29 protein-coding genes are annotated in these 22,155 nt (G+C 67.0%); 14 read left to right on the top strand and 15 right to left on the bottom strand.

Features of this window, described 5'->3' with window-relative positions:
- Positions 1-9 precede the first annotated feature (9 nt).
- Both NX774_RS10070 and NX774_RS10075 read left to right on the top strand, forming a co-directional pair.
- Positions 10-540, top strand: coding sequence for a hypothetical protein (locus tag NX774_RS10070; RefSeq protein ID WP_258822039.1), 531 nt, complete (start codon positions 10-12; stop codon positions 538-540).
- 247 nt (positions 541-787) lie between these two features.
- Complete coding sequence (locus tag NX774_RS10075) at positions 788-1,147, top strand: TraR/DksA family transcriptional regulator (protein ID WP_258822040.1); 360 nt, start codon at positions 788-790, stop codon at positions 1,145-1,147.
- On the opposite strand, the gene phbB is transcribed toward NX774_RS10075, so the two are convergent.
- The 4 genes from phbB to NX774_RS10095 all read right to left on the bottom strand — a co-directional run bounded on the left by phbB (position 1,144) and on the right by NX774_RS10095 (position 4,344).
- A complete protein-coding gene (gene phbB / locus NX774_RS10080) occupies positions 1,144-1,887 on the bottom strand; it encodes an acetoacetyl-CoA reductase (RefSeq protein WP_258822041.1) in 744 nt (247 codons plus the stop codon). The two genes, NX774_RS10075 and phbB, sit on opposite strands and share 4 nt — an antisense overlap.
- A gap of 124 nt (positions 1,888-2,011) precedes the next feature.
- Complete coding sequence (locus tag NX774_RS10085) at positions 2,012-2,566, bottom strand: hypothetical protein (RefSeq protein WP_258822042.1); 555 nt, start codon at positions 2,564-2,566, stop codon at positions 2,012-2,014.
- Between the two features lie 81 nt (positions 2,567-2,647).
- Positions 2,648-3,514, bottom strand: coding sequence for a M90 family metallopeptidase (locus NX774_RS10090; protein ID WP_258822043.1), 867 nt, complete (start codon positions 3,512-3,514; stop codon positions 2,648-2,650).
- Positions 3,515-3,729: 215 nt separating this feature from the next.
- On the bottom strand, positions 3,730-4,344 hold the full coding sequence (locus NX774_RS10095; RefSeq protein WP_258822044.1) for a winged helix-turn-helix domain-containing protein: 615 nt from the start codon (positions 4,342-4,344) through the stop codon (positions 3,730-3,732).
- 256 nt (positions 4,345-4,600) lie between these two features.
- Between NX774_RS10095 and NX774_RS10100 the strand changes: the two genes are divergently transcribed.
- The 3 genes from NX774_RS10100 to NX774_RS10110 all read left to right on the top strand — a co-directional run bounded on the left by NX774_RS10100 (position 4,601) and on the right by NX774_RS10110 (position 8,153).
- Positions 4,601-5,968 carry a MipA/OmpV family protein gene (locus NX774_RS10100; protein ID WP_258822045.1) on the top strand — a complete coding sequence of 456 codons (1,368 nt, stop codon included), beginning with the start codon at positions 4,601-4,603 and terminating at the stop codon, positions 5,966-5,968.
- A 151-nt stretch (positions 5,969-6,119) separates the two neighbouring features.
- Entirely contained in the window at positions 6,120-7,148 is a 1,029-nt protein-coding gene (locus NX774_RS10105) for an OmpA family protein (RefSeq protein ID WP_307731182.1), read from the top strand.
- Positions 7,149-7,238: 90 nt separating this feature from the next.
- A complete protein-coding gene (locus tag NX774_RS10110) occupies positions 7,239-8,153 on the top strand; it encodes a YihY/virulence factor BrkB family protein (protein ID WP_258822047.1) in 915 nt (304 codons plus the stop codon).
- 78 nt (positions 8,154-8,231) lie between these two features.
- Here NX774_RS10110 and NX774_RS10115 read toward each other — a convergent pair whose 3' ends face one another.
- The 3 genes from NX774_RS10115 to NX774_RS10125 form a co-directional block, all read right to left on the bottom strand.
- Positions 8,232-9,467, bottom strand: coding sequence for an AI-2E family transporter (locus NX774_RS10115; RefSeq protein ID WP_258822048.1), 1,236 nt, complete (start codon positions 9,465-9,467; stop codon positions 8,232-8,234).
- A gap of 47 nt (positions 9,468-9,514) precedes the next feature.
- Positions 9,515-9,829, bottom strand: coding sequence for a BON domain-containing protein (locus NX774_RS10120; protein WP_258822049.1), 315 nt, complete (start codon positions 9,827-9,829; stop codon positions 9,515-9,517).
- Between the two features lie 126 nt (positions 9,830-9,955).
- Positions 9,956-10,510, bottom strand: a complete 555-nt coding sequence (locus NX774_RS10125) for a hypothetical protein (protein ID WP_258822050.1) — start codon at positions 10,508-10,510, stop codon at positions 9,956-9,958.
- Positions 10,511-10,700: 190 nt separating this feature from the next.
- Here NX774_RS10125 and NX774_RS10130 point away from each other — a divergent pair, with 190 nt between their 5' ends.
- Genes NX774_RS10130 through NX774_RS10140 form a run of 3 tightly spaced genes read left to right on the top strand, consistent with a single transcriptional unit; the run spans position 10,701 to position 11,740 of the window.
- Positions 10,701-11,168 (top strand): outer membrane lipoprotein, encoded by a 468-nt coding sequence (locus NX774_RS10130; protein WP_258822051.1) that lies wholly within the window; start codon positions 10,701-10,703, stop codon positions 11,166-11,168.
- A gap of 30 nt (positions 11,169-11,198) precedes the next feature.
- Entirely contained in the window at positions 11,199-11,351 is a 153-nt protein-coding gene (locus NX774_RS10135) for a DUF3309 family protein (protein WP_258822052.1), read from the top strand.
- A 47-nt stretch (positions 11,352-11,398) separates the two neighbouring features.
- Positions 11,399-11,740, top strand: coding sequence for a hypothetical protein (locus NX774_RS10140; protein ID WP_258822053.1), 342 nt, complete (start codon positions 11,399-11,401; stop codon positions 11,738-11,740).
- A 111-nt stretch (positions 11,741-11,851) separates the two neighbouring features.
- Here the strand turns inward: NX774_RS10140 and NX774_RS10145 are convergent, their stop codons facing one another.
- The 7 genes from NX774_RS10145 to NX774_RS10175 all read right to left on the bottom strand — a co-directional run bounded on the left by NX774_RS10145 (position 11,852) and on the right by NX774_RS10175 (position 16,269).
- Entirely contained in the window at positions 11,852-13,000 is a 1,149-nt protein-coding gene (locus NX774_RS10145; RefSeq protein ID WP_258822054.1) for a patatin-like phospholipase family protein, read from the bottom strand.
- 104 nt (positions 13,001-13,104) lie between these two features.
- Complete coding sequence (locus NX774_RS10150) at positions 13,105-13,464, bottom strand: hypothetical protein (RefSeq protein WP_258822055.1); 360 nt, start codon at positions 13,462-13,464, stop codon at positions 13,105-13,107.
- 14 nt (positions 13,465-13,478) lie between these two features.
- A complete protein-coding gene (locus NX774_RS10155; protein WP_258822056.1) occupies positions 13,479-13,865 on the bottom strand; it encodes a phage holin family protein in 387 nt (128 codons plus the stop codon).
- An 18-nt stretch (positions 13,866-13,883) separates the two neighbouring features.
- The gene (locus NX774_RS10160; RefSeq protein ID WP_258822738.1) at positions 13,884-14,177 is read right to left on the bottom strand and encodes an ElaB/YgaM/YqjD family protein; all 294 of its coding nucleotides are present in this window, start codon (positions 14,175-14,177) and stop codon (positions 13,884-13,886) included.
- 102 nt (positions 14,178-14,279) lie between these two features.
- Positions 14,280-14,819, bottom strand: coding sequence for a ferritin-like domain-containing protein (locus NX774_RS10165; protein WP_258822057.1), 540 nt, complete (start codon positions 14,817-14,819; stop codon positions 14,280-14,282).
- 33 nt (positions 14,820-14,852) lie between these two features.
- Entirely contained in the window at positions 14,853-15,782 is a 930-nt protein-coding gene (locus NX774_RS10170; RefSeq protein WP_258822058.1) for an OmpA family protein, read from the bottom strand.
- A gap of 100 nt (positions 15,783-15,882) precedes the next feature.
- Positions 15,883-16,269 (bottom strand): DUF4398 domain-containing protein, encoded by a 387-nt coding sequence (locus NX774_RS10175; protein WP_370660415.1) that lies wholly within the window; start codon positions 16,267-16,269, stop codon positions 15,883-15,885.
- 186 nt (positions 16,270-16,455) lie between these two features.
- Between NX774_RS10175 and NX774_RS10180 the strand changes: the two genes are divergently transcribed.
- On the top strand, positions 16,456-18,510 hold the full coding sequence (locus NX774_RS10180) for an AsmA family protein (protein ID WP_258822060.1): 2,055 nt from the start codon (positions 16,456-16,458) through the stop codon (positions 18,508-18,510).
- Positions 18,511-18,671: 161 nt separating this feature from the next.
- A complete protein-coding gene (locus NX774_RS10185; RefSeq protein ID WP_258822061.1) occupies positions 18,672-18,893 on the top strand; it encodes a YMGG-like glycine zipper-containing protein in 222 nt (73 codons plus the stop codon).
- 159 nt (positions 18,894-19,052) lie between these two features.
- On the opposite strand, the gene NX774_RS10190 is transcribed toward NX774_RS10185, so the two are convergent.
- Positions 19,053-19,787 (bottom strand): Crp/Fnr family transcriptional regulator, encoded by a 735-nt coding sequence (locus tag NX774_RS10190; protein ID WP_258822062.1) that lies wholly within the window; start codon positions 19,785-19,787, stop codon positions 19,053-19,055.
- Positions 19,788-19,997: 210 nt separating this feature from the next.
- On the opposite strand from NX774_RS10190, the gene NX774_RS10195 reads away from it, so the two are divergent.
- The 4 genes from NX774_RS10195 to NX774_RS10210 all read left to right on the top strand — a co-directional run bounded on the left by NX774_RS10195 (position 19,998) and on the right by NX774_RS10210 (position 22,062).
- Positions 19,998-20,771: a glycine zipper 2TM domain-containing protein gene (locus tag NX774_RS10195; RefSeq protein ID WP_258822063.1), complete on the top strand. Its 774-nt coding sequence runs from the start codon at positions 19,998-20,000 to the stop codon at positions 20,769-20,771.
- Between the two features lie 165 nt (positions 20,772-20,936).
- On the top strand, positions 20,937-21,164 hold the full coding sequence (locus tag NX774_RS10200; protein ID WP_258822064.1) for a hypothetical protein: 228 nt from the start codon (positions 20,937-20,939) through the stop codon (positions 21,162-21,164).
- Positions 21,165-21,251: 87 nt separating this feature from the next.
- Positions 21,252-21,398, top strand: a complete 147-nt coding sequence (locus NX774_RS10205) for a lmo0937 family membrane protein (RefSeq protein WP_135187822.1) — start codon at positions 21,252-21,254, stop codon at positions 21,396-21,398.
- Between the two features lie 88 nt (positions 21,399-21,486).
- Positions 21,487-22,062 (top strand): NUDIX domain-containing protein, encoded by a 576-nt coding sequence (locus NX774_RS10210; RefSeq protein ID WP_258822065.1) that lies wholly within the window; start codon positions 21,487-21,489, stop codon positions 22,060-22,062.
- The last annotated feature ends 93 nt before the right edge of the window (positions 22,063-22,155 follow it).

The raw sequence follows: 22,155 nt of genomic DNA on the forward strand, positions 1-22,155 counted from the left end.
AGGCCTTGCATGAAACCGGAAAATCCCACTGCGCAGGCCGCCAAACAGGCAGCGCCGGGCGGCTTGTCCACCGTGGCCGAGGTCGAGCAGCTGGCCGACCAGCTGACCGCCGCCGCCAACGCGCTGCACGAGCGCATCATGAAGGACCTGCACGCCTACCACGGCGGCCCGGTGCCGCTGCCGGCGCAGGAAGCGGCGCGCAAGCTGATCGACGACGAACAGGAGCTGCGCCAGCGCGCCAACAGCATGTACGCCGACGCCGCCACCCTGATCGTGCGCGCGCTGGGCAAGCCGCAGGCGCACCTGATGGCGCTGGCGGCCGACGCCACGGCCAAGATCAAGACCCTCACCAGGATCAGCGACACGATGGGCCTCGTGGGCCGGCTGCTGGAAATTTCCGGCGCCGCGCTGACCGGCAACCCGGTACTCATCATGCGTTCGTTCGAAGACATGCACCACATGCTCGACCTGCTTGCGCTGCACAACCCGCCGGCCACCACGCCCGCACCGAGCGACCCGCCGGCGCCGGCCAAGCCCTGAGTCGCAGCCACGGCCGTCGCGGCGGGCGCGGCCTGCCCTCGCACGCGTCGTGCGCCAGTATGCTTCGCCCCACCAACGCGCTACACTGGACCCGAACACGGCACCATCAAAACTCGCACAAACGAGCAGAAACGGGGAGTCCAGCGATGACCATCGAGCACCGGCAGCCCGGCGCGCGAGCCGCGGCCGGGATGCGGCGCGCCGCGCGCCTTTGCCCTGATCCCATCTTGCGTTGACGAGGCCAGCCATGAACGGTCTGGACCAGGGGCAGCTTGCGCTCCTGAAATCAATTTTGCAGCAGCGCCTCGATGCGCTTTCCGGCGCCGCGCAGCCGCAAGCCGCGGGCGAACACGACCTGCCGGTCTCCGAGGTGGAAACCTCGCCGGCCGACAAGGCGACGGTGCGGCTGCTCAACGACCTGGCCCTGGGCGCGGCCGGTCACAACGCGGCCCAGATGCAGGTGCTGCGCCGCACGCTGGAAAAATTCGATGACCAGACCTATGGCCTGTGCGAGGAATGCGGCAGCGACATCGGGTTCTCGCGCCTGCAGGCGCGCCCGGAAGCGCGCCTGTGCATCACCTGCCAGACCCGCGCCGAAAAGCGCTAGCCCATGTGCTGCCCGCCGTTGATCGCGATGTTGGCCCCGGTGACGAACGCGGCCGCGTCCGAGGCCAGGTAAGCGACCAGCGCCGCCACCTCGTCCGGTTCGCCCAGCCGGCCCACGGGGATTTGCGGCAGGATTTTCTGCTGCATGATCTCGGGCGGGACCGCCTCGGTCATTTTGGTGCGCAGGTAGCCGGGTGACACGGTGTTGACCGTGATGCCGTGGCGCGCCATTTCCAGCGCCAGCGCCTTGGTGAACCCGTGCATGCCGGCCTTGGCGGCCGCATAGTTGGCCTGCCCGAACGCGCCGGCCTGGCCGTTGACCGACGAGATGTTGATGATGCGCCCGGCCCGCTGCGCCATCATCGGCTCGATGGCCTGGCGGGTGACGTTGAACACGCTGTCGAGGTCGGCGCGCAGCACGGCCTGCCAGTCCTCGTGCGTCATCTTGCGCAGGCTGCGGTCGCGCGTGATGCCGGCATTGTTGACCAGCACGTCGAGCCGGCCCATTTCGGCCAGCAGCTTTTGCACCATCCATTCGCACTCGGCAAAGTCGGTCACGTCGACCTTGTAGGCATTGAAGCGGAACCCCTCGTCACGCTGCGCCGCCAGCCAGGCTTCCGGCGTTTGGTTGCTGGGCGAATAGGTCGCCGCCACCTGGAACCCTTCCGCATGCAGGCGCCGGCACAGCGCCGTCCCCAGTCCCCCCATCCCGCCAGTCACCAACGCTACTTTGTTATTCATAACGTCCCCATCCAGTTGATGTCCGCCGCGCGCCCTGCGCGGCGTGAACCACCAAGTCTAGGAGCACGAATTTTTGGAAAGATGAGGAAAGTCAAAGGCCGGGCGCACGACCGCGCCGGGACCGTCAGGCGATGACCTGGGGAATGCTTCCCGGGTCGAAATCGGCCCAGTCGCCGCCAACGATGTTGCCGCTCGCGCGCTCGATGTGGTGCGCGCCCAGGCGCCGCAGCAGGTCCACCGCGCGCGCCTCCAGCGCCGGGTCGTCGAAGGCGACCGCCACACACATGCCGGCCGGGCGCACGTCCGGCACCGGGCCGGTACCGCGCTCGCTTTCGCCGCGTTCTTTCATGCGCGAGAAACTGAACAGGGAGCCGACGTGCGCCCCCAGCAGGCCGCCGACCACCGGGCCGAGCGGACCGGTCACCGGGGCGGTGACGGCGCCGGCCGCCACGCCGACCGCGGCACCCACGCCCGCGCCTTCGGCCAGGCCCTCCGGCGTTTCCCTGGCGCCGGGCGACACCATGTGGTCGCCGCCAATCGAAGTCATGTCGTGCTGGCCCGGCTGGTTGATGTAAAAGCCGCTGACGCGGTCGGCGTCAAAGCCCGCCTCAACCAGCGCCTGGCGCGCCTGCTCGACCTCGTCCTGAAGCTGGAAGTGCCCTGCGATGATGGTGGACATGCGTTTCCTCCTGCATTTGAACGGTTGGCCGCAAGCATGCGCGATAGCCGCGCCCGCTGTCTGTACGACTGCGCACGCAGCCTAGTGCCACTGTCCATAGACCATGCCTGGCGCGTGCGGTTCCTCGGCCAGCGGGCTGGGAAACCAGGCGCGCGGGTCCACGCGGAAATAGGCGACAAACTCGTCGAACAGGTCGGGATGGCGCGCGGCGAGCCGGTACGGCTGCTCGAAAAAGCTTTCGGTGGCGACCGCGAAGAATTCGGCCGGACTGTTCGCGCCGTAGTGGTCGAGCACGCCATGCTGGCCGTACCAGGCGTCGGCGCGCAGGCTCTCGAAATTGCGGCCCAGCACCTCGGACCAGCGCCGGTAGCGTTCGCGCGCCCCGAGCCATGGCGCGCCGTTGTTGCTGCCCGACTCGCTGTCGAGCTGGTGGGCGAACTCGTGCAGCACCACGTTCTGCCCGTGCGGCACCTCGTTGTCCCAGCGCCGCACGTGGTCCCACGACAGGATCACGCGGCCGTCGCCCCACGATTCGCCAAGCAGGTCCTGGCGCTCCTCGGTCACCACGCCGGCCGCGTCCACCTGGCGGCGCGGCACCAGGAAGGCGCCGGGATAGACCAGGATCGTGTGCAGGCCGCGGAACACCTTGGTCGGGCGGCCCATCAGCAGCAGGCAGGCCTGCGCCGCGATCGTCACGCGCATCTCGTCCGTGAGCTCGAGCCCGGCGCAACCGACGAACTTTTTCTGCAGCAGGAATTGCTGGACCAGGCGCACCAGTTCGGCGCGCTGCTCCGGGCCCATGCCGCGGTACTGGCCCACGTTGCGCTCGATGATGGCCAGCCGTTCTGGCTCGAACGGTTGCGCCAGGGCGCGCCGCAGCCGCCAGCGCGGCACCAGCCACGCCAGCACGGCCAGCGCCGCCAGCACGGCAAGCACTAGCCCTTCCATCGACATCCTCCCGTCATCGTCCGTCTCCCCTTGTCCTGGACCGGCGCCGCGCGCCAGTCGCCAGCAAGTGGGTATTGTTGACCGGATTTCAATAGCCGGGCTTTCCCCAAATGAAAACCGCCGCGCAGTTAGCCTGCGCGGCGGCATTCGGACAGCGGCGGCCGGCGCAAGGCCGGCTCGGACGGTAGCGGGCCTCTCTCCGTGCCCGCGCCGGATCAGGCCCGCTCTTTGGCGACCTGGGCCGGGGCCGGACCGAACAGGGCGGCCACCAGCGGATCGCGCGAGACCGGGCTGCGGTTGACCCGGATCGCGTAGTGCGTGTCGTCGGCCAGGATGTGGAAGTGGCGGCCGGCGCCGGCCATGCTCTGCTCGCGCAGGCCCGGGCGCTCCTTGCGCGGGGCCACGCCCTCGCGCTTGGGCTGGGCGATTGCGGCCAGGAAGGCCTTGACGCGATCCTGGTCGGGGCAGATCTGGTACACGGCCTTGCCCAGGTAGGTGGCGGTGCCCTCGATGTAGCGGGCCAGTTCGATCACGCCGGCTTCGCGCAGGTCGCGGATATACTTGCGGGCGCCGGACGGCGAAAACTTGAGGAACCAGGCGATTTCGTCTGCCAGCATCTCATGCGTCTGCAGCTCCTGGATCAGCTTCTGCATGTTCTCGATCCGCCGCTGGGTGGCCGAGGTCGAGCGCACACGCTCGATCGGCGCCAGCGAAATCGGCGCACGCTCGGTCGGCTGGGGCGGGACGCGCTCGATCAGCGCAGAGCTGCTGGAGTTGTGCACTGCGCCCATGTCGCCTTGCACCGCGTTATGATGAGTCGTTGCATGCATGTTGGTTAGCTCCAATTTCAAGAGAGACTGTGTAGTCCGGGTCGCTGTGTGCCGTTTGACACCCTGACAACACCACGGGTTCCGCTTAACTGGGCTCAAGATTGCCTGCGTCAGCACGACTGGTCTGTGCACCATCTAACATTGCTGGAAATTCCTGAAAGAACTTCTCGCAAGGGTGCGGCGCCCGCGCAAGCTTGGCCAAAATGCATCAGTTCGCCTGACGGGCTAAAATGTCCGTTTTTTGGCTGTGTTGCCCATGCGCCTGCGTCTTGCCCCCCTTCCCCTGCTGTTGCTGCCCCTGTTCGCCAGCGCCGGCCCGGCCGCCACCGACGTGCTGGTCGACTTCCTGGCCATACCCGGCAGCGCCGGGCTGGGGGGAATCCATCGCATGGACCGTCCGCCCTACCAGGACGCGAAGGTGACCCAGGACCTGGTGCCGCTCTACATGTACGAGGGCGACAAGGTGTACCTGCACGCGACCCGGGTCGGGCTGAAACTGGGCGAGCGGCGCGACCACAACTGGGAGCTGTTCCTCGACTACCGCTACGAAGGCTTCCCGACCGAAAACCAGGCAGCCCTTGCCGGCATGACGCGGCGCACGGCGGCGCTGCAAAGCGGCGTGGCCTACCGCGGCCGCACCCAGTTCGGCAACGTCGACCTCGAGCTGCTGCACGACGCCAACAACACCAGCCATGGCAACGAATGGCGCCTCGGCTACAGCATCGACATCCATTCCGGGCGCTGGCACTTCCGCCCCAGCTGGACGGTCGCGCGGCGCAGCGCCAACCTGAACAACTATTACTACGGCGTGCGGCCGGAAGAAGCGGCGCCCGGGCGGCCGGCCTACATGCCCGGCGCCGGCACCGACTGGACCGCGGCACTGTACGGCTACTACGAACTGACCGAGCGCTGGCGCCTCCTGGGCGGGGTCGGCGTGACCTACCTGGACGAGTCGGTACGCAAGAGCCCGATCGTGGACGACCGCCCGCAAATGGGCGCGCTGGTGGGCGCGGCCTACGATTTCGGCAGCCATGCCAGGTACGGCGAGCCGGGACGGCCGCTGTACGTGCGGGTGCTGGGCGGGCGCGCGACCGAATGCAACTTCCTGCCGGCGGTGGCGCTGCGCTGCAGCTCCACCCGCACCGGCGACGACACCCGCATCTGGGGCGTGGACATCGGCCGCCCGCTGGTGCAGCACGTGAACGGCTGGCCGCTCGATTTCGCCGCCTATGTGGGCGTGGTCGCGCACGACGAGCGCGGGCTGCGCGCCAACGGCCTGCAGCTCGATGCGCAGATCAAGGCACGCTACTACGGCCTGCCGTGGAGCGAGCGCGTGAAGACCCGCATCAGCTTCGGCGCCGGCTTCTCGCTGGCCCAGCGCGTGCCGCTGACCGAGGTGCGCGACCAGGCGCGCCGCGGCCGCGCCACCAACCGCCTGCTCAACTACCTCGACCCGTCGATCGACTTTTCGGTCGGCGACGCGATCGGCAGCCGGCGCCTGAAGGACACCTTCCTCGGCGTGGGCGTATCGCACCGCTCCGGCATCTTCGGCTCGTCCCAGCTGCTGGGCAACATCAACGGCGGCTCCAACTATCTGTACGGGTACATCGAAACCAAGCTGTGATGGTGTTGTAAAAAGCGCACTCTGCAGGACCCTGTGTTCGATAACGCACGGACCCAACGGAACTCAGCCGCTTAATCTTTATCCAACATCACTGTCGAGAGCATGCGATGTCAATTACCCTTTCAACCAATGGGAGTCACCCGTGAATAACATGAAGAAGATTGCTCTGGCCGCCGCACTGGTCTGCTCGGCCGGCACCGCGCTGGCACAGGAAATCAACCCCTCGTGGTACGTCCAGGGCGCGGCGGTCTGGATGGATACCGACAAGTCGTTTGGCGTGGACAAGAACGGCTGGGGCGGTGCGGTCCGCTTCGGCAAGCCGGTCCACCAGTACTTCGACATCCAGATCGGTGCCAGCCATGCGCGCGCCAACACCGACCACAGCGGTGACATGTGGCAGACCCTGTACGGGGTGGACGCGCTGCTGATGCTGTCGCGCCAGACCATCCGCCCCTACCTGCTGCTGGGCATTGGCGGCGAACATGACCACGTCAGCCGCCCCTTCCCCTACGGCCTGCGCAAGGACACCTCGTGGTACTACCAGGGCGGCGTGGGCCTGCAGGCCACCATCAACGACCGCTGGTCGTTCCAGGCCGACGCGCGCTGGGTGCGCGGCAACCCGGACGACTCCAAGTTCGGCTTCGACAAGAGCCTGACCAAGTACGTGACCTTCGGCTTCAACTACGCGCTGCAACCGCCGCCGGCCCCGCCTGCCCCGCCGGCCCCGGTGGCCGAGCAGCCGGCCCCGACCCCGGCCCCGACCGAAGCGCCGCCGCCGCCGCCCCCGCCGCCGGCCCGCTTCGAGAAGGTGACGCTGTCGGCCACCGAACTGTTCGCGTTTGACAGCGCCAAGCTCTCGATGCCGCAGCCCAAGCTCGACGAGATCGCCAACACGCTGTCGCAAAACCCGAACCTGACCGACATCACGATCACCGGCTACACCGACCGCATTGGTTCGTCCAAGTACAACCACAAGCTGTCGCTGCGCCGCGCCAATGCCGTGCGTGACTACCTGATCAGCAAGGGCATCGACGGCAGCCGCCTGAAGGCAGTCGGCCGCGGCGAGGAAAACCCGGTGGCCGAGTGCCACCAGAAGAAGCGCAAGGAGCTGATTGCCTGCCTGGCACCGAATCGCCGCGTGGAGGTCGAACAAATCACGATCGAAAAACGCGTCGAGTAACCGCGGCATGCGCGGGCGCCCGCGGCGCCCGCCAACCCTGGCCCACCGAACGCGCCGCCCTGGCGCGTTCGTCATTTTGGAGGATCGGGAATGCAGATGAAGAAATGGCTGTCGGAGTCGGGCGAGCTCTACCATGTGATGAAAAGCGCCGTGTCCGAATGGATGGCGCACCGCGCAGCCAGCAAGGGCGCGGCGCTGGCGTTCTACACCTTGTTTTCGCTGGCGCCGGTGCTGGTGATGGTGATCGCCATCGCCGGCCTGTTCTACGGCGCCGAGGCGGCGCAGGGCCAGCTGCTGGGCGAACTGCGCGGCCTGATGGGCAAGCAAAGCGCCGAAACCATCCAGGCGGTGCTGGCCGCGGCCAGCAACAAGAAAGGCGGCACGGTGGCCACCATCGTCGCCGCCGTGCTGCTGGTGATCGGCGCGACCAGCGCGTTTGCCGAACTCAAGGACAGCCTGGACGAGATCTGGGACGTGCCCGCGCCGCAGGATGCGAGCTTCTGGGACACGATCCGCACCCGCCTGCTGTCATTCGGCCTGATCCTGGTGCTGGCCTTCCTGCTGATGGTGTCGCTGGTGGTGAACGCGGCGCTCAATGTGCTCGAAAATTACTTCAGCGGCATGTGGCAGACCGCCACCACCCTGCTGGCCTGGGCCGCGGCCGCCATCAGCTTCCTCGTGATCGCCACCCTGTTCGGGGTGATCTACAAGCTGCTGCCGCGAATCAAGCTGTCATGGCACGACGTAACCATCGGCGCGCTCGGCACGGCGGCCCTGTTCACGCTGGGCAAAGTGCTGATCGGGCTCTACATCGGCAACAGCGGCGTGACCAGCAGCTTTGGCGCGGCCGGCTCGCTGATCGCCCTGCTGCTGTGGGTGTACTACTCGGCGCAAATCTTTTTCCTTGGCGCCGAATTCACCCGCCAGTACGCCTTGCAGCTGGGCAGCCTGCGCAACCGCCCGAAGGAGGAAACCGGGGCGGGCAAGACCAGCGCACGGGCGTAGGGTGACGAATATCTCGCCGGCATTCGTAGGGTGGGCAGGAGACCTGCCCACCCTACGATCTCACCCTGTCGGTCCCGCTCACTCCCCCAACAGCTCGGCCACCACCTCCATCCCTTCGACGCGCTCGGCCACCACCTTGATCACCACCACCACCGGCACCCCGAGCAGCAAGCCCCACATACCCCACAGCCAGCCCCAGAACAGCAGGCTGACGAACACGGCAGCCGCGTTCATCTTGGCGATCTTGCCCGTCATCCAGGTCGTGACGACCATGCCGACCAGGGTTGCGATGCCCAGCGAGGCGCCGGCCACCAGCAGCACCATGCGCAGCGATTCGAACTGCAGGAACGCAACCAGGCCGGTGGCCGACGTGATCAGGAGCGGCCCGAAGTACGGCATGATGTGCACCAGGCCGGCAAACACGGCCCATGCGCCGGCGTTCTCCAGGCCGATCGCGCGCAGCGCCGCCCACATCAGCAAGGCCAGCAGGATGTTGGTCACCAGCAGCATGAACATGTAGTTCTGGATCGAGCTGTTGATGTCCTCGAGGATGTGCACGGTGACCTTCTTGCGCGTGAGCGAAGGCCCGGTCAGCTTGACCAGCTTGCGCTTGAAGGTGTCGCCGGCCAGCAGCAGGAAAAACACCAGGAACACCACCATGGTCGCCTCCGACACGAAGGCGGCCAGGCTCATCGACCCGGCCAGGATCCAGTCCATCACCCGGAAACTGGGCGAGCCGGCATTCGGCGGCAAGGGTTGCCGGCGCAGCGCCCGCTTGGCGTCCGCGCCCACGTTCGATGCGGCCTGCTCGATTTCTGTCGCCGCGGCCTGTACCTGCTGGATCGTGCTCGGCTGGCCGCCCGATTTATCGGTGATCATCCGGGTCACCTTGTGCGTGAGCGCGGGCAATTCGTCGATGATGTTGAAGAACTCGCCCTGCACGCGCTGCATCGTCAACGCCATGCCGACCAGGATCGCCACCGTGACGAGGGTCGCCCCGATCGCGCGCTTGATGTGCCAACGCTCCAGCCAGGCAACGATGGGGCTGAGCGTATAGGCGATGAAAATGCCGAGCAACAAAGGCACGAAAAACTTCTGCGCCCAATGCAAGGCGAACACGAAGGCGACGGTCGCGATGATGCCGAGCGAAACGCCGCGCGCGTTCACATGCACCGGCAGCCGCAAGCTGCCAGGCAACAATTCTTCCCCGTCGGGGACATGGGCTTGCACCGTCCCCTGGTCGAGGTCGGTGGCGGGAGTGGCCGGGGCGGCGCTGGCCTCGGGCTGGGCCGGGCTGGATTGGGCGAGCTGCATAAAAAAACAAAAACCTGCTGGAAAACCGGGCCGCCCCGGCGGGACGCTTATTTCACCCGGATATCATTTTTGACAGATGTTACACCTTTGACGCTGCGCGCCACCTCGGCGGCGCGCTGGGCATCGGCCGGCTGCGCGACGAAGCCGGACAGCTGCACGTCGCCCTTGAACGTCTCGACGTTGATCTCGGTGGACTTCAGGGTCGGCTCGTTGAAGATCGCGGCCTTGACCTTGGTGGTGATGGCGGCGTCGTCGATGTACTCGCCGGTGCTCTCGCGGGTCGGGCTCGACGAGCAGCCGACCACGGTCAGGGCGAGCGAAGCGGTGAAGACCGCGGTAGCGAGGCGTTGGATCGTTTTCATTGATTGCTCCTTGTAGATTGACGTCAAAAACACAAACAAAACTGTCGCAGCTGTGCTGGACAGCGCTCGATCGTTCCGCGCCGGACACGGAACGAGACCGAACCGGTTGCAGGACCTGCGCCCGGCTTACCGCGGCGCGGTGTAGGCGGCCTTGGCCTGCGCCACGCACTGGTCCTTGGCCGCGCCCGCAAAGGCGTCGCACTTTTCCAGCGCAACGTGGTACGCGGCCTTCTGCTTGTCTTCGCGCGCTTCGCTGCGCGCCTCGATGGTTTTCTTGTCGGCCTTGGCGTCGGCCTCGGCCGCGATGCGGGTCGCCTTGGCCTGTTCCATGCACACGTCCTTGTCGTTGCCGGTGAGCCCGGCGCAGCGCGTCTTGTCGCGGTCGTAGTTGGCCGCCGCAATGCGCATGCGTGCCCGCGTGTAGGCCTTGAGCGTGTTCTCGTAGGCCGCGCGCGCCTCTTCCTCGGCCTGCACCTGGGCCGCCTTGGCTTCGGCCACGCACAGGTCGTGCGGGTTGCCGGCGATGCTGCCGCATTGCGCCACCGCGTTCTTGTAATTGGTGGCGGCGGCCTGGCGCCCCTGTTCGTAAGCGTTTTTGGCGTCCGGCACGGCGCCGGCGCGGGCATGCCCGGCCCACAGGAGCGCGGCGCCGAGCAGCAACAGCATATGGGGCATCTTCATTGTCTTCTCCGTTGTGTCAGGACTGACAACGTTGTACCGCGCCTGCCGTTGCTGTTCTGTTCGGTGCCGAACACAGCTGGTCCGATGTCGCTGGTCACTGGCGCCAAGGCAGCGGAGGTGCGTCAACGCACAGATCGCTTGGCGCGGTGTAGCTATTCTGTCCACACATTCATTTGCCCAGGAGACCAACATGAAAGGATCTCGTATCTTCGGCGCCACCGTCATCGCGGCAAGCGCCATCCTGACTGGCTGCGCCAGCAACAACACGCAGCCGTACAACAGCGGCTACAGCAGCGGCTACGGCTACAACAGCAACGCCTCGATGGGCTACGGCACGATCGAATCGATCCAGGTGGTGCAGGCATCGGGCAACACCAGCGGCGCCGGCGCCATCGTTGGCGGGCTGGTTGGCGCGCTGGCCGGCAACCAGGTGGGTAGCGGCGGCGGCCGGACGGCAGCCACGGTGGCCGGTGGCGTGGCTGGCGCCGCAATCGGCAACCGCGTCGAGTCCAACCGCAACGCCAACGGCGGCCAGGTGTACCAGATCAACGTGCGCATGGACAATGGCGAGTACCGCACCGTCACCCAGGACAGCGTCTATGACCTGAACGTCGGCAACCGCGTGCGCCTCGTCGATGGCCGCGTGTACCGGTATTGAGCCCCTGCCTACTTGCTGTAAAGAACGGCGATGGGGACTATACTGTTGGTAATCCTGATACTCGCCCTGGTCGGCGCATTGCCGACCTGGAGCCACAGCCGTACCTGGGGTTACGGCCCCAGCGGCGTGGCTGGACTGCTGGTCGTGGTCCTGCTGGTGTTGCTACTGACTGGGCGGTTATAGGACCAGGGGGCGCATGTGCGCCCGCCTCACCTTTGATGGAGGTTCAAATGCGACCCATGGATGTGGCGCGCGCGGTAGCGCTCGCCGGTGCGCTCGGCGCTTTCGCGCTGGCGCAGGCACAGCAGATGGATGACAGCACGGTAGCGCCCGCTGTTGCACAGAAACAGAAGCAGGAAATCGCAAAAGGCGATCCGTCGCGCTGGTACACCCCGGCCGACGAGGCGCGCAACAAGGAGAAGGAAATTGGCGCGGCATACGCCGAGGCCAAGGCGGCTTGCCGCGAGGCGCCCAAGGACCAGCGCGCCGCCTGCCTGAAGGACGCGCGCACCACCTACGAGCAAGACATGGCCGACGCGCGCAAGCCGGCCTCGCCGGCCAAGACCAAATAAGCAAGGCCGATTGCCGCAGTCGTAGGGTGGGCACTTGTGCCCACCGGTACACACGCGCCGCGTTCCACACCGGTGGGCACGGGAGCCCACCCTACTTACCCACCTGACCCTTTAATCCGCCTGGCGCGCGCTGGAGTCGTGACCCGGCGTCTCGTGCACCACCACCGCGGTATCGGCCGGCACCCCGCGCAGCCAGCCGGCGTGGCGCAGCGCCCTTTGGGTATCCGCATAACCCTGGTCCCAGCGCCACTCGATCGATCCCTTGGAAAAATTGATGTCCTTGGACGCCATGTGCCAGTCGTGCCCGGCGTAGCGTAGCCGGACGATGTGCAGCACGCTGCCGCAGCCGAGCGCGAGCATGGCGCGCTCGTCCTCACACGTACGCAGCTCCGGCGGCAGCCGGTCGTACAGGTCGCGCAGCCGGCTTTGCAGCGCGTGCACGCGCGCGTAGTCGGCCAGGTGGCGCTCGGTGCGCGAGGCATAGGTCACGTCCTTCTGGCGCGTGCGCACTTCCTCGTAGGTCATCGGCGGCGCCCCCGCCGGGCTCCACAGGTCCACCACGAAGCATAGCGTGTCGCCCAGCGGCAACTCGTCGAGCACGGCCTCGAGCGGCGTGTTCGAGTACAGGCCGCCGTCCCAATACAGCTCGCCATCGATGCGCACCGGCGGAAAACCGGGTGGCAGGCTGCCCGAGGCGCGCACGTGCTCGGGGCCAACGCGCTGGCGGCGGCTGTCGAAATGCACCAGCTGGCCGCTGGTCACGTTGACCGCGCTGATGGTCAGCCGTGGCGCAATCCGGGTGTTCATGAAGTCGAAATCGACCAGCTCGCGCAGCGTCGCCTCGAGCGGTTCGGTGTCGTAGAACGAGGCGTTCTCCGGCGCGACCGGCATGCCGAAGGCGAACGCGCTGGCGCCGCGCGGCACGAAAAAGCCCTCCACGCCGCGCACCACCGTTTCCATGGTATTCAGGCGAATGTGCGCGCGCCGCTGGTCGTCGCCGACCGCCTCCATGTCCACGCAATCGCTGTGGGCCACGCGCTCCCAGAAACGCGTCAGTTGCGACAGGCAGTGGCTGCGCGTGTTGCCGGCGATGAGCGCGGCGTTGATCGCGCCGATCGAGGTGCCGGCAATCCAGTCGGGCACCAGCGCGTGTTCGTGCAGGGCCTGGTAGACGCCGGCCTGGTAGGCGCCCAGCGCCCCGCCGCCCTGCAGCACGAGCACCACGCGCAAGCCCTGCGGATTGAGCGAGTTCCTGGCCATTGCATCCCAAAAAAGACGGCGCCCAATCCGTGATTGCGACGCCGCTCAAGCCCCACCATATCTGTTGCGGCCGGACCGTTGCCCGGCCTGGCGCGCGGGCCGGCTCAGTAGGCCAGCTCCTGCGCCCGTTTGCGCTGCAGGTACCAGGCGGCCACGCCCAGCAGCGTGGCGATGCCCAGCGCCGGCTTGCCCAGCCGCTTTTTGCGGATGAAGCCCAGCACCGTCAGCGCGTACGGCGCCAGCACCGACACGTTGGTGCCGGTCGGCTTGAGCAGCGCGTCGGCCCGTGTGCGCAGCGCCCAGGTCGCGTGGTCCACCACCGAGTGGAACATGACCTCGGGCCGCGCCCCATGCTTGATCTGGGCCTTGGCGTGCGCGATGCCGGCGCGGTAGTACTCCCCGTCGCGCAGCAGTTCGGCCTTGCGGACGTCCGGGCTCAGCTTGTCGTGCGAATGTGTGTGCATGTTTTCTCCTTGGCTCACAGCAGCATGTCACGGTCGTTGCGCAGCTCCTGCATGGTGGCCGGGAACGCCAGCTTGCCTTGCTTGAGCATGGCCATGCCCCAGAACACCAGCGCGGCCGTGAAGACCAGGAACACCACGAACATCAGCAGCAATATCTTCCAGCCCAGCGCGTCCCACGCCAGCGCGACGATGGTCGCGGTACCGTACGCCAGCGCGAACCAGGTGAACATGACCGCCAGCGCAAAAATGGCCAGCAGCTCGATCACGTGGTTGCGCACCTCGCCCAGCTCGACCGCCGCCAGTTCGACACGCGACACCACCAGCCCGAACAGGTTGCGCAGCAGGCTCGATACGCCGCCCATCAGGCCGGGGGAGTGTACGACGGTTTCAGTGTCTTCCATGATCGGGTCCCCGGCGTCTCATTGTTGTTGGCGGCTGATGAGCATGCCCACGAGCAAACCCACACCTGCCGCGGCGACCACCGTGCGCCATGGGTTGTCCTTGACATAGACATCGGCCGTGTGCGCCAGTTCCTTCCCTTTTTCGATCGCTTGATCCTGGTAGCTGCCGGCCTTGCCCAGCGCCCGGTCGAGCATGTCCATGCCGCGTCCGCGCAATTCCTCGGCCTTTTCGCCGGTCAAGGCCGCCGCCGCCGACAGCAGCGCCTGGGCATCGCGCACCAGCGCTTTCATGTCGGTACCGGTATCCTGCATGCCGGCGTTGAAGGATCGGGTGCTGCCGTTGCTGCGGATGGTGTCTAGCATGGTGAACTCCTGTTGTCTGGTGGGTGGTATCGATCGTGTTGCAATGCCGGCTTACATGGCCAGCAGGTCGCGCATGTCGTCGGCGTGCTCCTCTTCGACCGCCATGATCTCGACCAGCATGTCGCGCGTGGTCGGGTCCTTGTCGCCGATGACGGCGATCATCTGGCGGTACGACTCGATCGCCACGCGCTCGGCGATCAGGTCGGCGCGCACCATGGCCTGGGCGTCGTCCGAGTCGTCGTATTCGGCATGGCTGCGCGCCGACAGCGTGGCCGGATTGAAGTTGGGCGAGCCATTGAGCTGCACGATGCGCTCGGCGATGCGGTCGGCGTGGTCCTGCTCCTGCTGCGCATGCTCGAGGAACTCGGCGCGCATCTGGGCGCTGTTGGGCCCCTGCACCGTGTAGTAGTGGCGCTTGTAGCGCAGGATGCACAACAGTTCGGTCGCCAGCGCGTCGTTGAGCATCGCAATCACCGCCTCGCGGTCGGCCTGGTAGCCCTCGGTGACGGCGCCGTCATCGAGGTTGGCGGCGGCTTGGCGGATCGCCGCCACGTCGAAGCCATGTGCCAGGTTGCTTTTCGTTTCTTCCATGATGTTTCCTTAGTGACGATTAAGATAAGCGGGTCAGCGCATCGCCGCGCGCGGCGGGATGGGCGCGCCCTCGTTCGACAGCACGATCTCGACGCGGCGGTTGCGCTGGCGGTTGGCGGCCGAGTCGTTCGGCGCCACCGGGAATGCCTCGCCATACGCGCGCATCGCGATGCGCTCGCGCGCCACGCCCATGCCGGCCAGGGCCGAGGCCACCGTGCTCGCGCGCCGTTCGGACAGCTCCTGGTTGTGGCTGGCCGTGCCGGTGCTGTCCGTGAATCCTTCGACCAATACCGTGCGGTCAGGGTTCTGCGCCATCACGTCGGCCAGCTTGCGCAAGGTTGAAACCCCGTCCGGTTTCAGGCTGGCCTTGTCCAGGTCGAACAGCACGTCGCCGATCGTCACCACGTAGCCGCGCTCGGTCTTGACGGCGTGCAGCTCGACCAGCAGCGCTTCCAGCCGCGCGGCGCGCTCGGCCAGCGCGGCGCTCTGGGCCTGCGCCTCAGCGGCCTGCTGGCGCGCGCTGTCGGCCTGCTGCTGGGCATTGGCGGCCTGGGCCTGGGCATCGGCGGCCTGCCGCCGCGCGCGCTCGGCCTCGGCGGTGCGTGCCTGCAGCTGCACCTCGGTGCGCTCCTGGCGCGCCTGCGCGATGCCGGCCTCGGCCGCCTTGGCCTTGGCCACTTCCTGGGCGGTCGCGATCTTCTGCTTGGCCAGGTAGGCCAGCCGGTCGATCTTGTCCAGGCTCTCGCGCTGGGCGGCGGCGGCATTGGCCTTGTCGAGCGCGTCGGTGGCTTCCTTGAACTGCAGCGGCGCGTACTGCGCCACCTGCGGGTTGTTGCTTGCGGCCACAAAGTCGGCCCTGGCCTGGTCCAGCGTGGCGGTGGTGGTGGGCACGGTGCTGCAGGCGGCCAGCATCACGACGCTGGCGAACACGATCGATTTCAAAATGCGTGCATGCTTGTTCATGTTGTTCTCCCGGGCGCGCCACACGGCGCGGATATCGTTGTCGTTGCGCGCATCGGGCCACGCCCGGCGCCAGCAGCGCGGGCCGGCCCGTGCGTGCTGGTCATTGCTGGTTGGCGCGGTCCACTTCCTGGCGCAGCGCGCGCAGGTCGGCGTCCAGCGCGCTGGCGGCGGCCGTGGCCTTGGCCGAGCTGGCCTTGCTCTGGGCCAGCTTGGCGTCGGCCTCGGCCTGGACCGCCAGCTCGCGTGCCAGCTTGTAGTCCTTGGCCTGCAGCGCCTGGTTAGCCTTGAGCATCTTCTCGCGCGCCATCGTGATCTCGTCCGGCGCCAACTCGGCCGCGCCGGCCTGCACCGCGTTCTCGACCGCGTTCTTCGACACCGCCACGTCAGCCGCCGCCGGCGCCTTCTGCGGGCTGGAGCAGGCTGCAAGCAGCGCCAGCACGGCCGCGCCGGCGAGCAGTTTCATGGATTCTTGTGCGTACATCGTCATCTCCTGGAATGAGGGATTGTTATTGGTAACGTTATAAGCCGATTGGCGGACGAGATCGGTTCGCTGGCGCACATTGCCCCGCCCGCTTGTGCGACGCCCCGCGCACGGTGCGCCAGCGCACATCATGACTCATGCCTTTCCGATAATCTCGCTGTCACGACAGTTCCCACCTAGAAGGATCGTGTCATGACCGAAACGAGCGAGAAGCCAGCGCACACGCACCGCATGTCGCGCGGCACAAAAATCGTGCTGGGCGTGCTTGGGGTACTGGTCGCAATCCCCGTCATCGCCATCATCTTCATTCTCACCTTCGACTGGAACCGGGCCAAGCCCTGGATCAACACCAAGGTGAGCGACGCGATCGAGCGCCCGTTCGCCATCCGCGGCAATCTTGCCGTGCATTGGGAGCAGCCGGCGCGCGCGATGGCGCCGGGTGAACGCACCTGGCGCGACTGGATTCCCTGGCCGCACCTGTACGCCGATGACGTTCATGTCGGCAACCCGGCCGGGATGCCCGAGCGCGACATGGCCAAGGTGCGCCAGTTCTCGTTCTCGCTCAATCCCTTCGCCCTGCTCGGCCACACCATTTCAATTCCCGTGCTGCGCTTCGAGTCGCCCAGCGTGGACCTGTTGCGCGTCGATCCCACGCACAACAACTGGACCTTCAAGCACGAACAGAAGCCATCGAAGTGGCGGCTCGACCTGCAGCGCATCGTGTTGTCCAAGGGCGTGGTGCACGTGCTCGATGCGGTCACCAAAACCGACGTGACGGCCGACATCGAGACGCTCCCGAACAACCCCACCTACGGCATCGGCTGGACCCTGCGCGGCAGCTACAACGGCGCGCCGGTGGGCGGCGGCGGCAAGGCCGGCGCCGTGCTCACGCTACGCGAGGAGGATGTGCGCTACCCGGTCCAGGCCGACATGCATTCGGGCGCCACGCGCATCGCGGTCGAGGGCACGATCACCCGTCCCACTCAGTTGTCCGGGCTCGACCTGCGCCTGAAGCTGGCCGGGCCGAGCATGGCGCGGCTGTACAACTTCACCCACCTGCTGTTGCCCGAAACGCCGGCGTTCAGCACCGAGGGCCACCTGATCGGCAAGATCGGGGGCGACGACGCGCGCTGGACCTACGAAAACTTCAAGGGCAAGGTCGGCTCGAGCGATATTGCCGGCCGGCTTGAATTCCGGCCCGACAAGCCGCGCGGCAAGCTTTCCGGCAACGTGGTATCGCACCAGCTGCTGTTCACCGACCTGGGCCCGCTGATCGGCGCCGACTCCAACGCCAGCAAGAAGGCGCGCGGCGTCGATGTGGTGCAGCCGGAGGGCAAGGTGCTGCCGGTCGAGAAATTCAGGACCGAACGCTGGAAGACGCTCGATGCCGACGTGCGCTTTGCGGCCGAGCGCATAGTACGCAAGAAAGAGCTGCCGATCACCAAGCTGTCCACCCACCTGGTCATGAAGGACGGCGTGCTCACGCTCGACCCGCTCGACTTTGGCCTGGCTGGCGGCACGCTGCGCAACCATATCAAGCTCGATGGCAGCAGCGGCAAGACCATCAAGGCCACCGCCCAGGTCGAGGCGCGCCACATCCAGATCAAGCAACTGTTCCCGGCGATCCAGAAGGTGCAGCAGGCCACCATCGGCCAGATCAACGGCGACGCCAAGCTCACCGCCGTGGGCGAGTCGGTGGCCGGCATGCTGGCCGACTCCAACGGCGAGATCAACGCGCTGGTGCAGGAAGGCACGGTGAGCAAGCTGCTGGTGGAGGAGATGGGCCTGAACGTGGGCAGCATCATCGTGGACAAGCTGTTCGGCGACAAGCAGGTCGAGCTCAACTGCGTGGCCACCAACCTCGACGTGGTCAACGGCGTGGCCAAGACGCAGCTGTTCGTGGCGGACACGGACGATGCGCGCATTGTCGTGGGCGGCACAGTCAACCTGGCCAGCGAGCAGATGAACCTGCGGCTGGACCAGCAGACCAAGGGCCTGCACCTGCTGTCGCTGCGCGCGCCGATCTATCTGCGCGGCACCTTCCACCAGCCGGACGTGTCGGTGGACAAGAAGGTGCTCGCGCTGCGCGCCGGCGGCGCCCTGGCGCTGGGAGCGATTGCCGCCCCGGCCGCGCTGGTTCCGCTAATCAACACCGGCGGCGGCAAGGACAGCAATTGCGGCAAGCTGCTGGCGCAGGCCAGCGCCAAGCCGACCGCGCCGCCACCGGGCAAGACCAAAACGCATTGAGCCAGGTCGCGCAGGGTGAGCCAGCGAACAGACGGGAGCGCAAGCGGGCTCTACTCTGTAGCTGAGGTGGCGCGCGGCGCCATCGGGAGAACGCAATGATGGGCGTTACCTGGTTCCGGCCGGTATGCCTGAGTGATTACCCACCGAAAAGGAGATCAATCATGAAAACCATCAAGCAACTGGTAGTGTGTGCATCGCTGGCAACCGCGGCCCTGGGCCTGACCGGCTGCGCCGGCATGTCGCAGCAGGACCGTAACACCGCCATTGGCGCGGGCGCAGGCGCCGTGGTCGGCGGCGCGCTCACCGGTGGCAGCGCGGCCGGCACCGTCGGCGGCGCGGCCGTGGGCGGCGTGATCGGCAACCAGGTCAAATCGACGCACTAAGCTGCCGCACGTTGGACAAAAGCGCCCCGCTCGCCGGGGCGTTTTTCGTTGCACCGCGCGTCAACGCACTTGTAGGGTGGGCAGATTTCTGCCCACGCGTTCAGCTGACGCCAGCGCTGCCTGGACGCGTGGGCAGGAGGACCTGGCCACCCTACGACTTCACACCAGTAACACCGGCTCCAGCGCCACCTCGCCCGCTTCCTTGACGATTTCGTAGCAGGTGCACGCCGCGGCGGCCAGCCCGTCCGGATCCAGGATCTCGATATTGCCCCGGCTGTAGATGATCAGCCCCTGCTGCTGCAGCGCGCTCGCCGCCTTGGTCACGCCGACGCGACGCACGCCCAGCGCGTGGGCCAGGAACTCGTGGGTGAGATGGAACTTGTCCGACTGCAGCCGGTCGCGCGTGACCAGCAGCGAGCGCGCCAGCCGCGCTTCGAGGACGTGGAAGCGGCTGCACACCGCAATCTGGATCGCCTGCACCAGCAGGGTGTCGGTGTAGCGCGCCAGCACCCGCTGCAGCGCCGGGCTGCCCGCGAACGCCTCGCGCAGGGCGTCGCTCTCCATCCGGCTGGCGCTGCCCGCGCGCTGCACCACCGCGCGCACCTGGGTGGTCTCGTGGCCCAGCGCCACCGTTGCGCCGAGCATGCCCTCGCGCCCCACCAGTCCCACTTCCAGCGTCATCCGTCCCTCGGCCACGGCCTGCAGCGAAATCAGGCAATCGTGGGGGAAATAGACGTGGCGGATCGGGTCGCCCGGCTCGGACAGCACCTCGCCGGCCTCGACCCGCACCGGATCGAGCAGCGACAGCACATGCGCCAGCTCCTCGGGCGGCAGTGCGGACAGCAGCAGGTTGGCGTTGTGCTCTGCGATCCGGCGCGGTGCGGCAGACTTCATCGGACCTTTACGGTTGGATTGCATCTGTTCGGGCCTTTGGCTGACCGGCGACAAGCGCCGCGGATACATTTGCAAACAATTTCAGCCAGCGTAAAGGGGGTGGTGCCTGAAGTATGTACGGTGACGCACGGACGCTGAGCTTGTGCCTGTTGACAATGAGACTCTCGAACAGGCGATCCCAAGCCCGCAACCAACAGGAAAGGACACATCATGGAGACGCACCCGATCCCGTCCGCGCGCAACGCCGGCCATCATCCGCTGATGATCCTGGCGGCCGTCGCCGTTGTGCTGTTCTGCCTGGTCGGCACCGCCGCCGTGCTCGGCTGGCTGCCGTCCTCGATCGGCAGTAACACCGCAAACCGGCAGCTCAGCGACGCCGACCGCGTGGCGCTGTCCGCCGGCATGCAAACGCCGCCTGCGGCCGCGCCACTGGCACCGCAGCCGCTGCAACCGGCGCCGGCCCAGGCGCCGCAACTGGCCCAGCAATACGCGCCGCAGCCGGCCTACCCGGCCCAGCAATATGCGCCGCAGCCGGCCACCACGGTGCCGCCGCCGATGCCGGCCGCCGCGCCGCCGGTCCCGGTGCCGGACACCGCCCGCGCCCACAGCAAGCCGACCCGCGTGGCAGCAGTGGAGGCTGAACGTGGCTGGTGCGCCAGCTGCGGCAACATCGAATCGATCCGCACCATCACCACCCGCGCCCGCGGCTCGGGCCTGGGCGCGGCCGGCGGCGCCATCCTCGGCGGCCTGCTGGGCAACCAGGTGGGCAGCGGCAATGGCCGCCAGCTGGCCACGGTGGCCGGCGCGGTCGGCGGCGCGGTGGTCGGCAACCAGGTCGAGGGCAACATGCACGCCAACCAGACCTATGAAATCCGGGTGCGCCTGGACGACGGCACGCTGCGCACCTTCCACCAGAGCACCCCGCCCGCCTGGCATACCGGCGAGCGCGTGCGCATCGTCAAGGGGCACCTGCGGCCCGCCTGAGCGCAACCAGCCTGGCTTCGCCGGGACCGGCCTTGTGGCCCGTCCCGGCTTTTCTTTTTCGCAATGTGCGTCACCGCACGGAAGTGCCCGTGCCCCCGGCCCAGAATTGTTGCACTGGAACAGCATACGGTGCAGCGACATCAACCAACCGCAAGGGGACGAGGCATGAACACCATGACGTGGGTCGGCATCATCGTTTGGGGAATGATCATCACCGGTTTTGGTCTCGCCTCGGCGGGCACGCCCTCCGGCATCGAGCCGGACATGCAGGCGCACGATGTGCTGTTCCTGGTCAGCGGCGGCCTGCTGACCGTGCTGATCGGCGTGGCGGGCGTCATGGGCCTGATGGGCTGGATCCCGGGCCTGCGCAAGGAGAGCGAATCTGCCGCCTAACGTACGGCAGCGAACGGAGTGTGAACGCGGCGGTCTTCATACTTGAACCCAAGCCGCGTTAGCGGCCCCATCCAAGGAGGACCAATCATGCTCTATACCATTGCAGTCATACTCATCATCCTGTGGCTGCTCGGCCTGGTAACGTCATACACGGTCGGCGGTTTCATCCACATCCTGCTGGTAGTGGCCATCATCATGATCCTGGTGCGCCTGATCAGCGGACGCGGCATATAGTAGCGCGCGTTTGAAGACCGGTCCGTTTCGCGGTTGCGCCTGGCAGGCGTGACGGCGAAACGGATCGCTTTTTCATTGGATGCACCCGATGGATGCCGACCCGGTCCGCATCGCCGGCCAGCAGCTGCTGGCCGACGAATACTACCCGTTAAAGCGCGTCACCTACGACCAGCGCCGCCGCGACGGCAGCTGGCAGCACGAGACGCGCGAGGTGTATGACAGTGCCAGCGGCGCCGCCGTGCTGCTGTACGACCTGGCGCGCCGCACGGTGGTGCTCACGCGCCAGTTCCGCATCGGCGCGCGCCTGGCCGGCCATGACGGTTACCTGATCGAAGTGCCAGCCGGCGTCCTCGACGGCAAAAGCCCGGACGAGCGGGTGCGCGCCGAGCTGCTGGAGGAGACCGGCTACCGCATCGAGCGCGTCGACAAGGTGATGGAATTGTTTGCCAGCCCCGGCTCGCTGACGGAACGCGTGCACTACTTCGTGGCCCCCTATGACCCGGCCATGCGCGAGCACGCCGGCGGCGGCAAGCGCGACGAAGGCGAGGACATCGAAGTGATCGAGCTCTCGTTCGAGGACGCGCTGGCGCGGGTGGCGAGCGGCGAGATCGTGGATGCCAAGACTGTCGTGCTTTTGCAATACCTGCAGCTGCACCTGGCTTGACGCGCGCCGTGCCGCGCGCGCCGCGCTAACCGGGATCAAGACCCGGTCCTTTTCGCTGCGCAATAGTGTTCCTTCATCCGGGCAATACTTCTG

The sequence above is a fragment of the Massilia agilis genome (genome assembly GCF_024756255.1).
GTDB lineage: Bacteria > Pseudomonadota > Gammaproteobacteria > Burkholderiales > Burkholderiaceae_D > Telluria > Telluria agilis.

Bases quoted from the DNA above. Each gene is read 5' to 3' on its own strand.
- NX774_RS10070 (WP_258822039.1), top strand. From the start codon at position 10: ATGAAACCGGAAAATCCCACTGCGCAGGCCGCCAAACAGGCAGCGCCG.
- NX774_RS10075 (WP_258822040.1), top strand. From the start codon at position 788: ATGAACGGTCTGGACCAGGGGCAGCTTGCGCTCCTGAAATCAATTTTG.
- phbB (WP_258822041.1), bottom strand. From the start codon at position 1,887: ATGAATAACAAAGTAGCGTTGGTGACTGGCGGGATGGGGGGACTGGGG.
- NX774_RS10085 (WP_258822042.1), bottom strand. From the start codon at position 2,566: ATGTCCACCATCATCGCAGGGCACTTCCAGCTTCAGGACGAGGTCGAG.
- NX774_RS10090 (WP_258822043.1), bottom strand. From the start codon at position 3,514: ATGGAAGGGCTAGTGCTTGCCGTGCTGGCGGCGCTGGCCGTGCTGGCG.
- NX774_RS10095 (WP_258822044.1), bottom strand. From the start codon at position 4,344: ATGCATGCAACGACTCATCATAACGCGGTGCAAGGCGACATGGGCGCA.
- NX774_RS10100 (WP_258822045.1), top strand. From the start codon at position 4,601: ATGCGCCTGCGTCTTGCCCCCCTTCCCCTGCTGTTGCTGCCCCTGTTC.
- NX774_RS10105 (WP_307731182.1), top strand. From the start codon at position 6,120: ATGAAGAAGATTGCTCTGGCCGCCGCACTGGTCTGCTCGGCCGGCACC.
- NX774_RS10110 (WP_258822047.1), top strand. From the start codon at position 7,239: ATGCAGATGAAGAAATGGCTGTCGGAGTCGGGCGAGCTCTACCATGTG.
- NX774_RS10115 (WP_258822048.1), bottom strand. From the start codon at position 9,467: ATGCAGCTCGCCCAATCCAGCCCGGCCCAGCCCGAGGCCAGCGCCGCC.
- NX774_RS10120 (WP_258822049.1), bottom strand. From the start codon at position 9,829: ATGAAAACGATCCAACGCCTCGCTACCGCGGTCTTCACCGCTTCGCTC.
- NX774_RS10125 (WP_258822050.1), bottom strand. From the start codon at position 10,510: ATGAAGATGCCCCATATGCTGTTGCTGCTCGGCGCCGCGCTCCTGTGG.
- NX774_RS10130 (WP_258822051.1), top strand. From the start codon at position 10,701: ATGAAAGGATCTCGTATCTTCGGCGCCACCGTCATCGCGGCAAGCGCC.
- NX774_RS10135 (WP_258822052.1), top strand. From the start codon at position 11,199: ATGGGGACTATACTGTTGGTAATCCTGATACTCGCCCTGGTCGGCGCA.
- NX774_RS10140 (WP_258822053.1), top strand. From the start codon at position 11,399: ATGCGACCCATGGATGTGGCGCGCGCGGTAGCGCTCGCCGGTGCGCTC.
- NX774_RS10145 (WP_258822054.1), bottom strand. From the start codon at position 13,000: ATGGCCAGGAACTCGCTCAATCCGCAGGGCTTGCGCGTGGTGCTCGTG.
- NX774_RS10150 (WP_258822055.1), bottom strand. From the start codon at position 13,464: ATGCACACACATTCGCACGACAAGCTGAGCCCGGACGTCCGCAAGGCC.
- NX774_RS10155 (WP_258822056.1), bottom strand. From the start codon at position 13,865: ATGGAAGACACTGAAACCGTCGTACACTCCCCCGGCCTGATGGGCGGC.
- NX774_RS10160 (WP_258822738.1), bottom strand. From the start codon at position 14,177: ATGCAGGATACCGGTACCGACATGAAAGCGCTGGTGCGCGATGCCCAG.
- NX774_RS10165 (WP_258822057.1), bottom strand. From the start codon at position 14,819: ATGGAAGAAACGAAAAGCAACCTGGCACATGGCTTCGACGTGGCGGCG.
- NX774_RS10170 (WP_258822058.1), bottom strand. From the start codon at position 15,782: ATGAACAAGCATGCACGCATTTTGAAATCGATCGTGTTCGCCAGCGTC.
- NX774_RS10175 (WP_370660415.1), bottom strand. From the start codon at position 16,269: ATGACGATGTACGCACAAGAATCCATGAAACTGCTCGCCGGCGCGGCC.
- NX774_RS10180 (WP_258822060.1), top strand. From the start codon at position 16,456: ATGACCGAAACGAGCGAGAAGCCAGCGCACACGCACCGCATGTCGCGC.
- NX774_RS10185 (WP_258822061.1), top strand. From the start codon at position 18,672: ATGAAAACCATCAAGCAACTGGTAGTGTGTGCATCGCTGGCAACCGCG.
- NX774_RS10190 (WP_258822062.1), bottom strand. From the start codon at position 19,787: ATGAAGTCTGCCGCACCGCGCCGGATCGCAGAGCACAACGCCAACCTG.
- NX774_RS10195 (WP_258822063.1), top strand. From the start codon at position 19,998: ATGGAGACGCACCCGATCCCGTCCGCGCGCAACGCCGGCCATCATCCG.
- NX774_RS10200 (WP_258822064.1), top strand. From the start codon at position 20,937: ATGAACACCATGACGTGGGTCGGCATCATCGTTTGGGGAATGATCATC.
- NX774_RS10205 (WP_135187822.1), top strand. From the start codon at position 21,252: ATGCTCTATACCATTGCAGTCATACTCATCATCCTGTGGCTGCTCGGC.
- NX774_RS10210 (WP_258822065.1), top strand. From the start codon at position 21,487: ATGGATGCCGACCCGGTCCGCATCGCCGGCCAGCAGCTGCTGGCCGAC.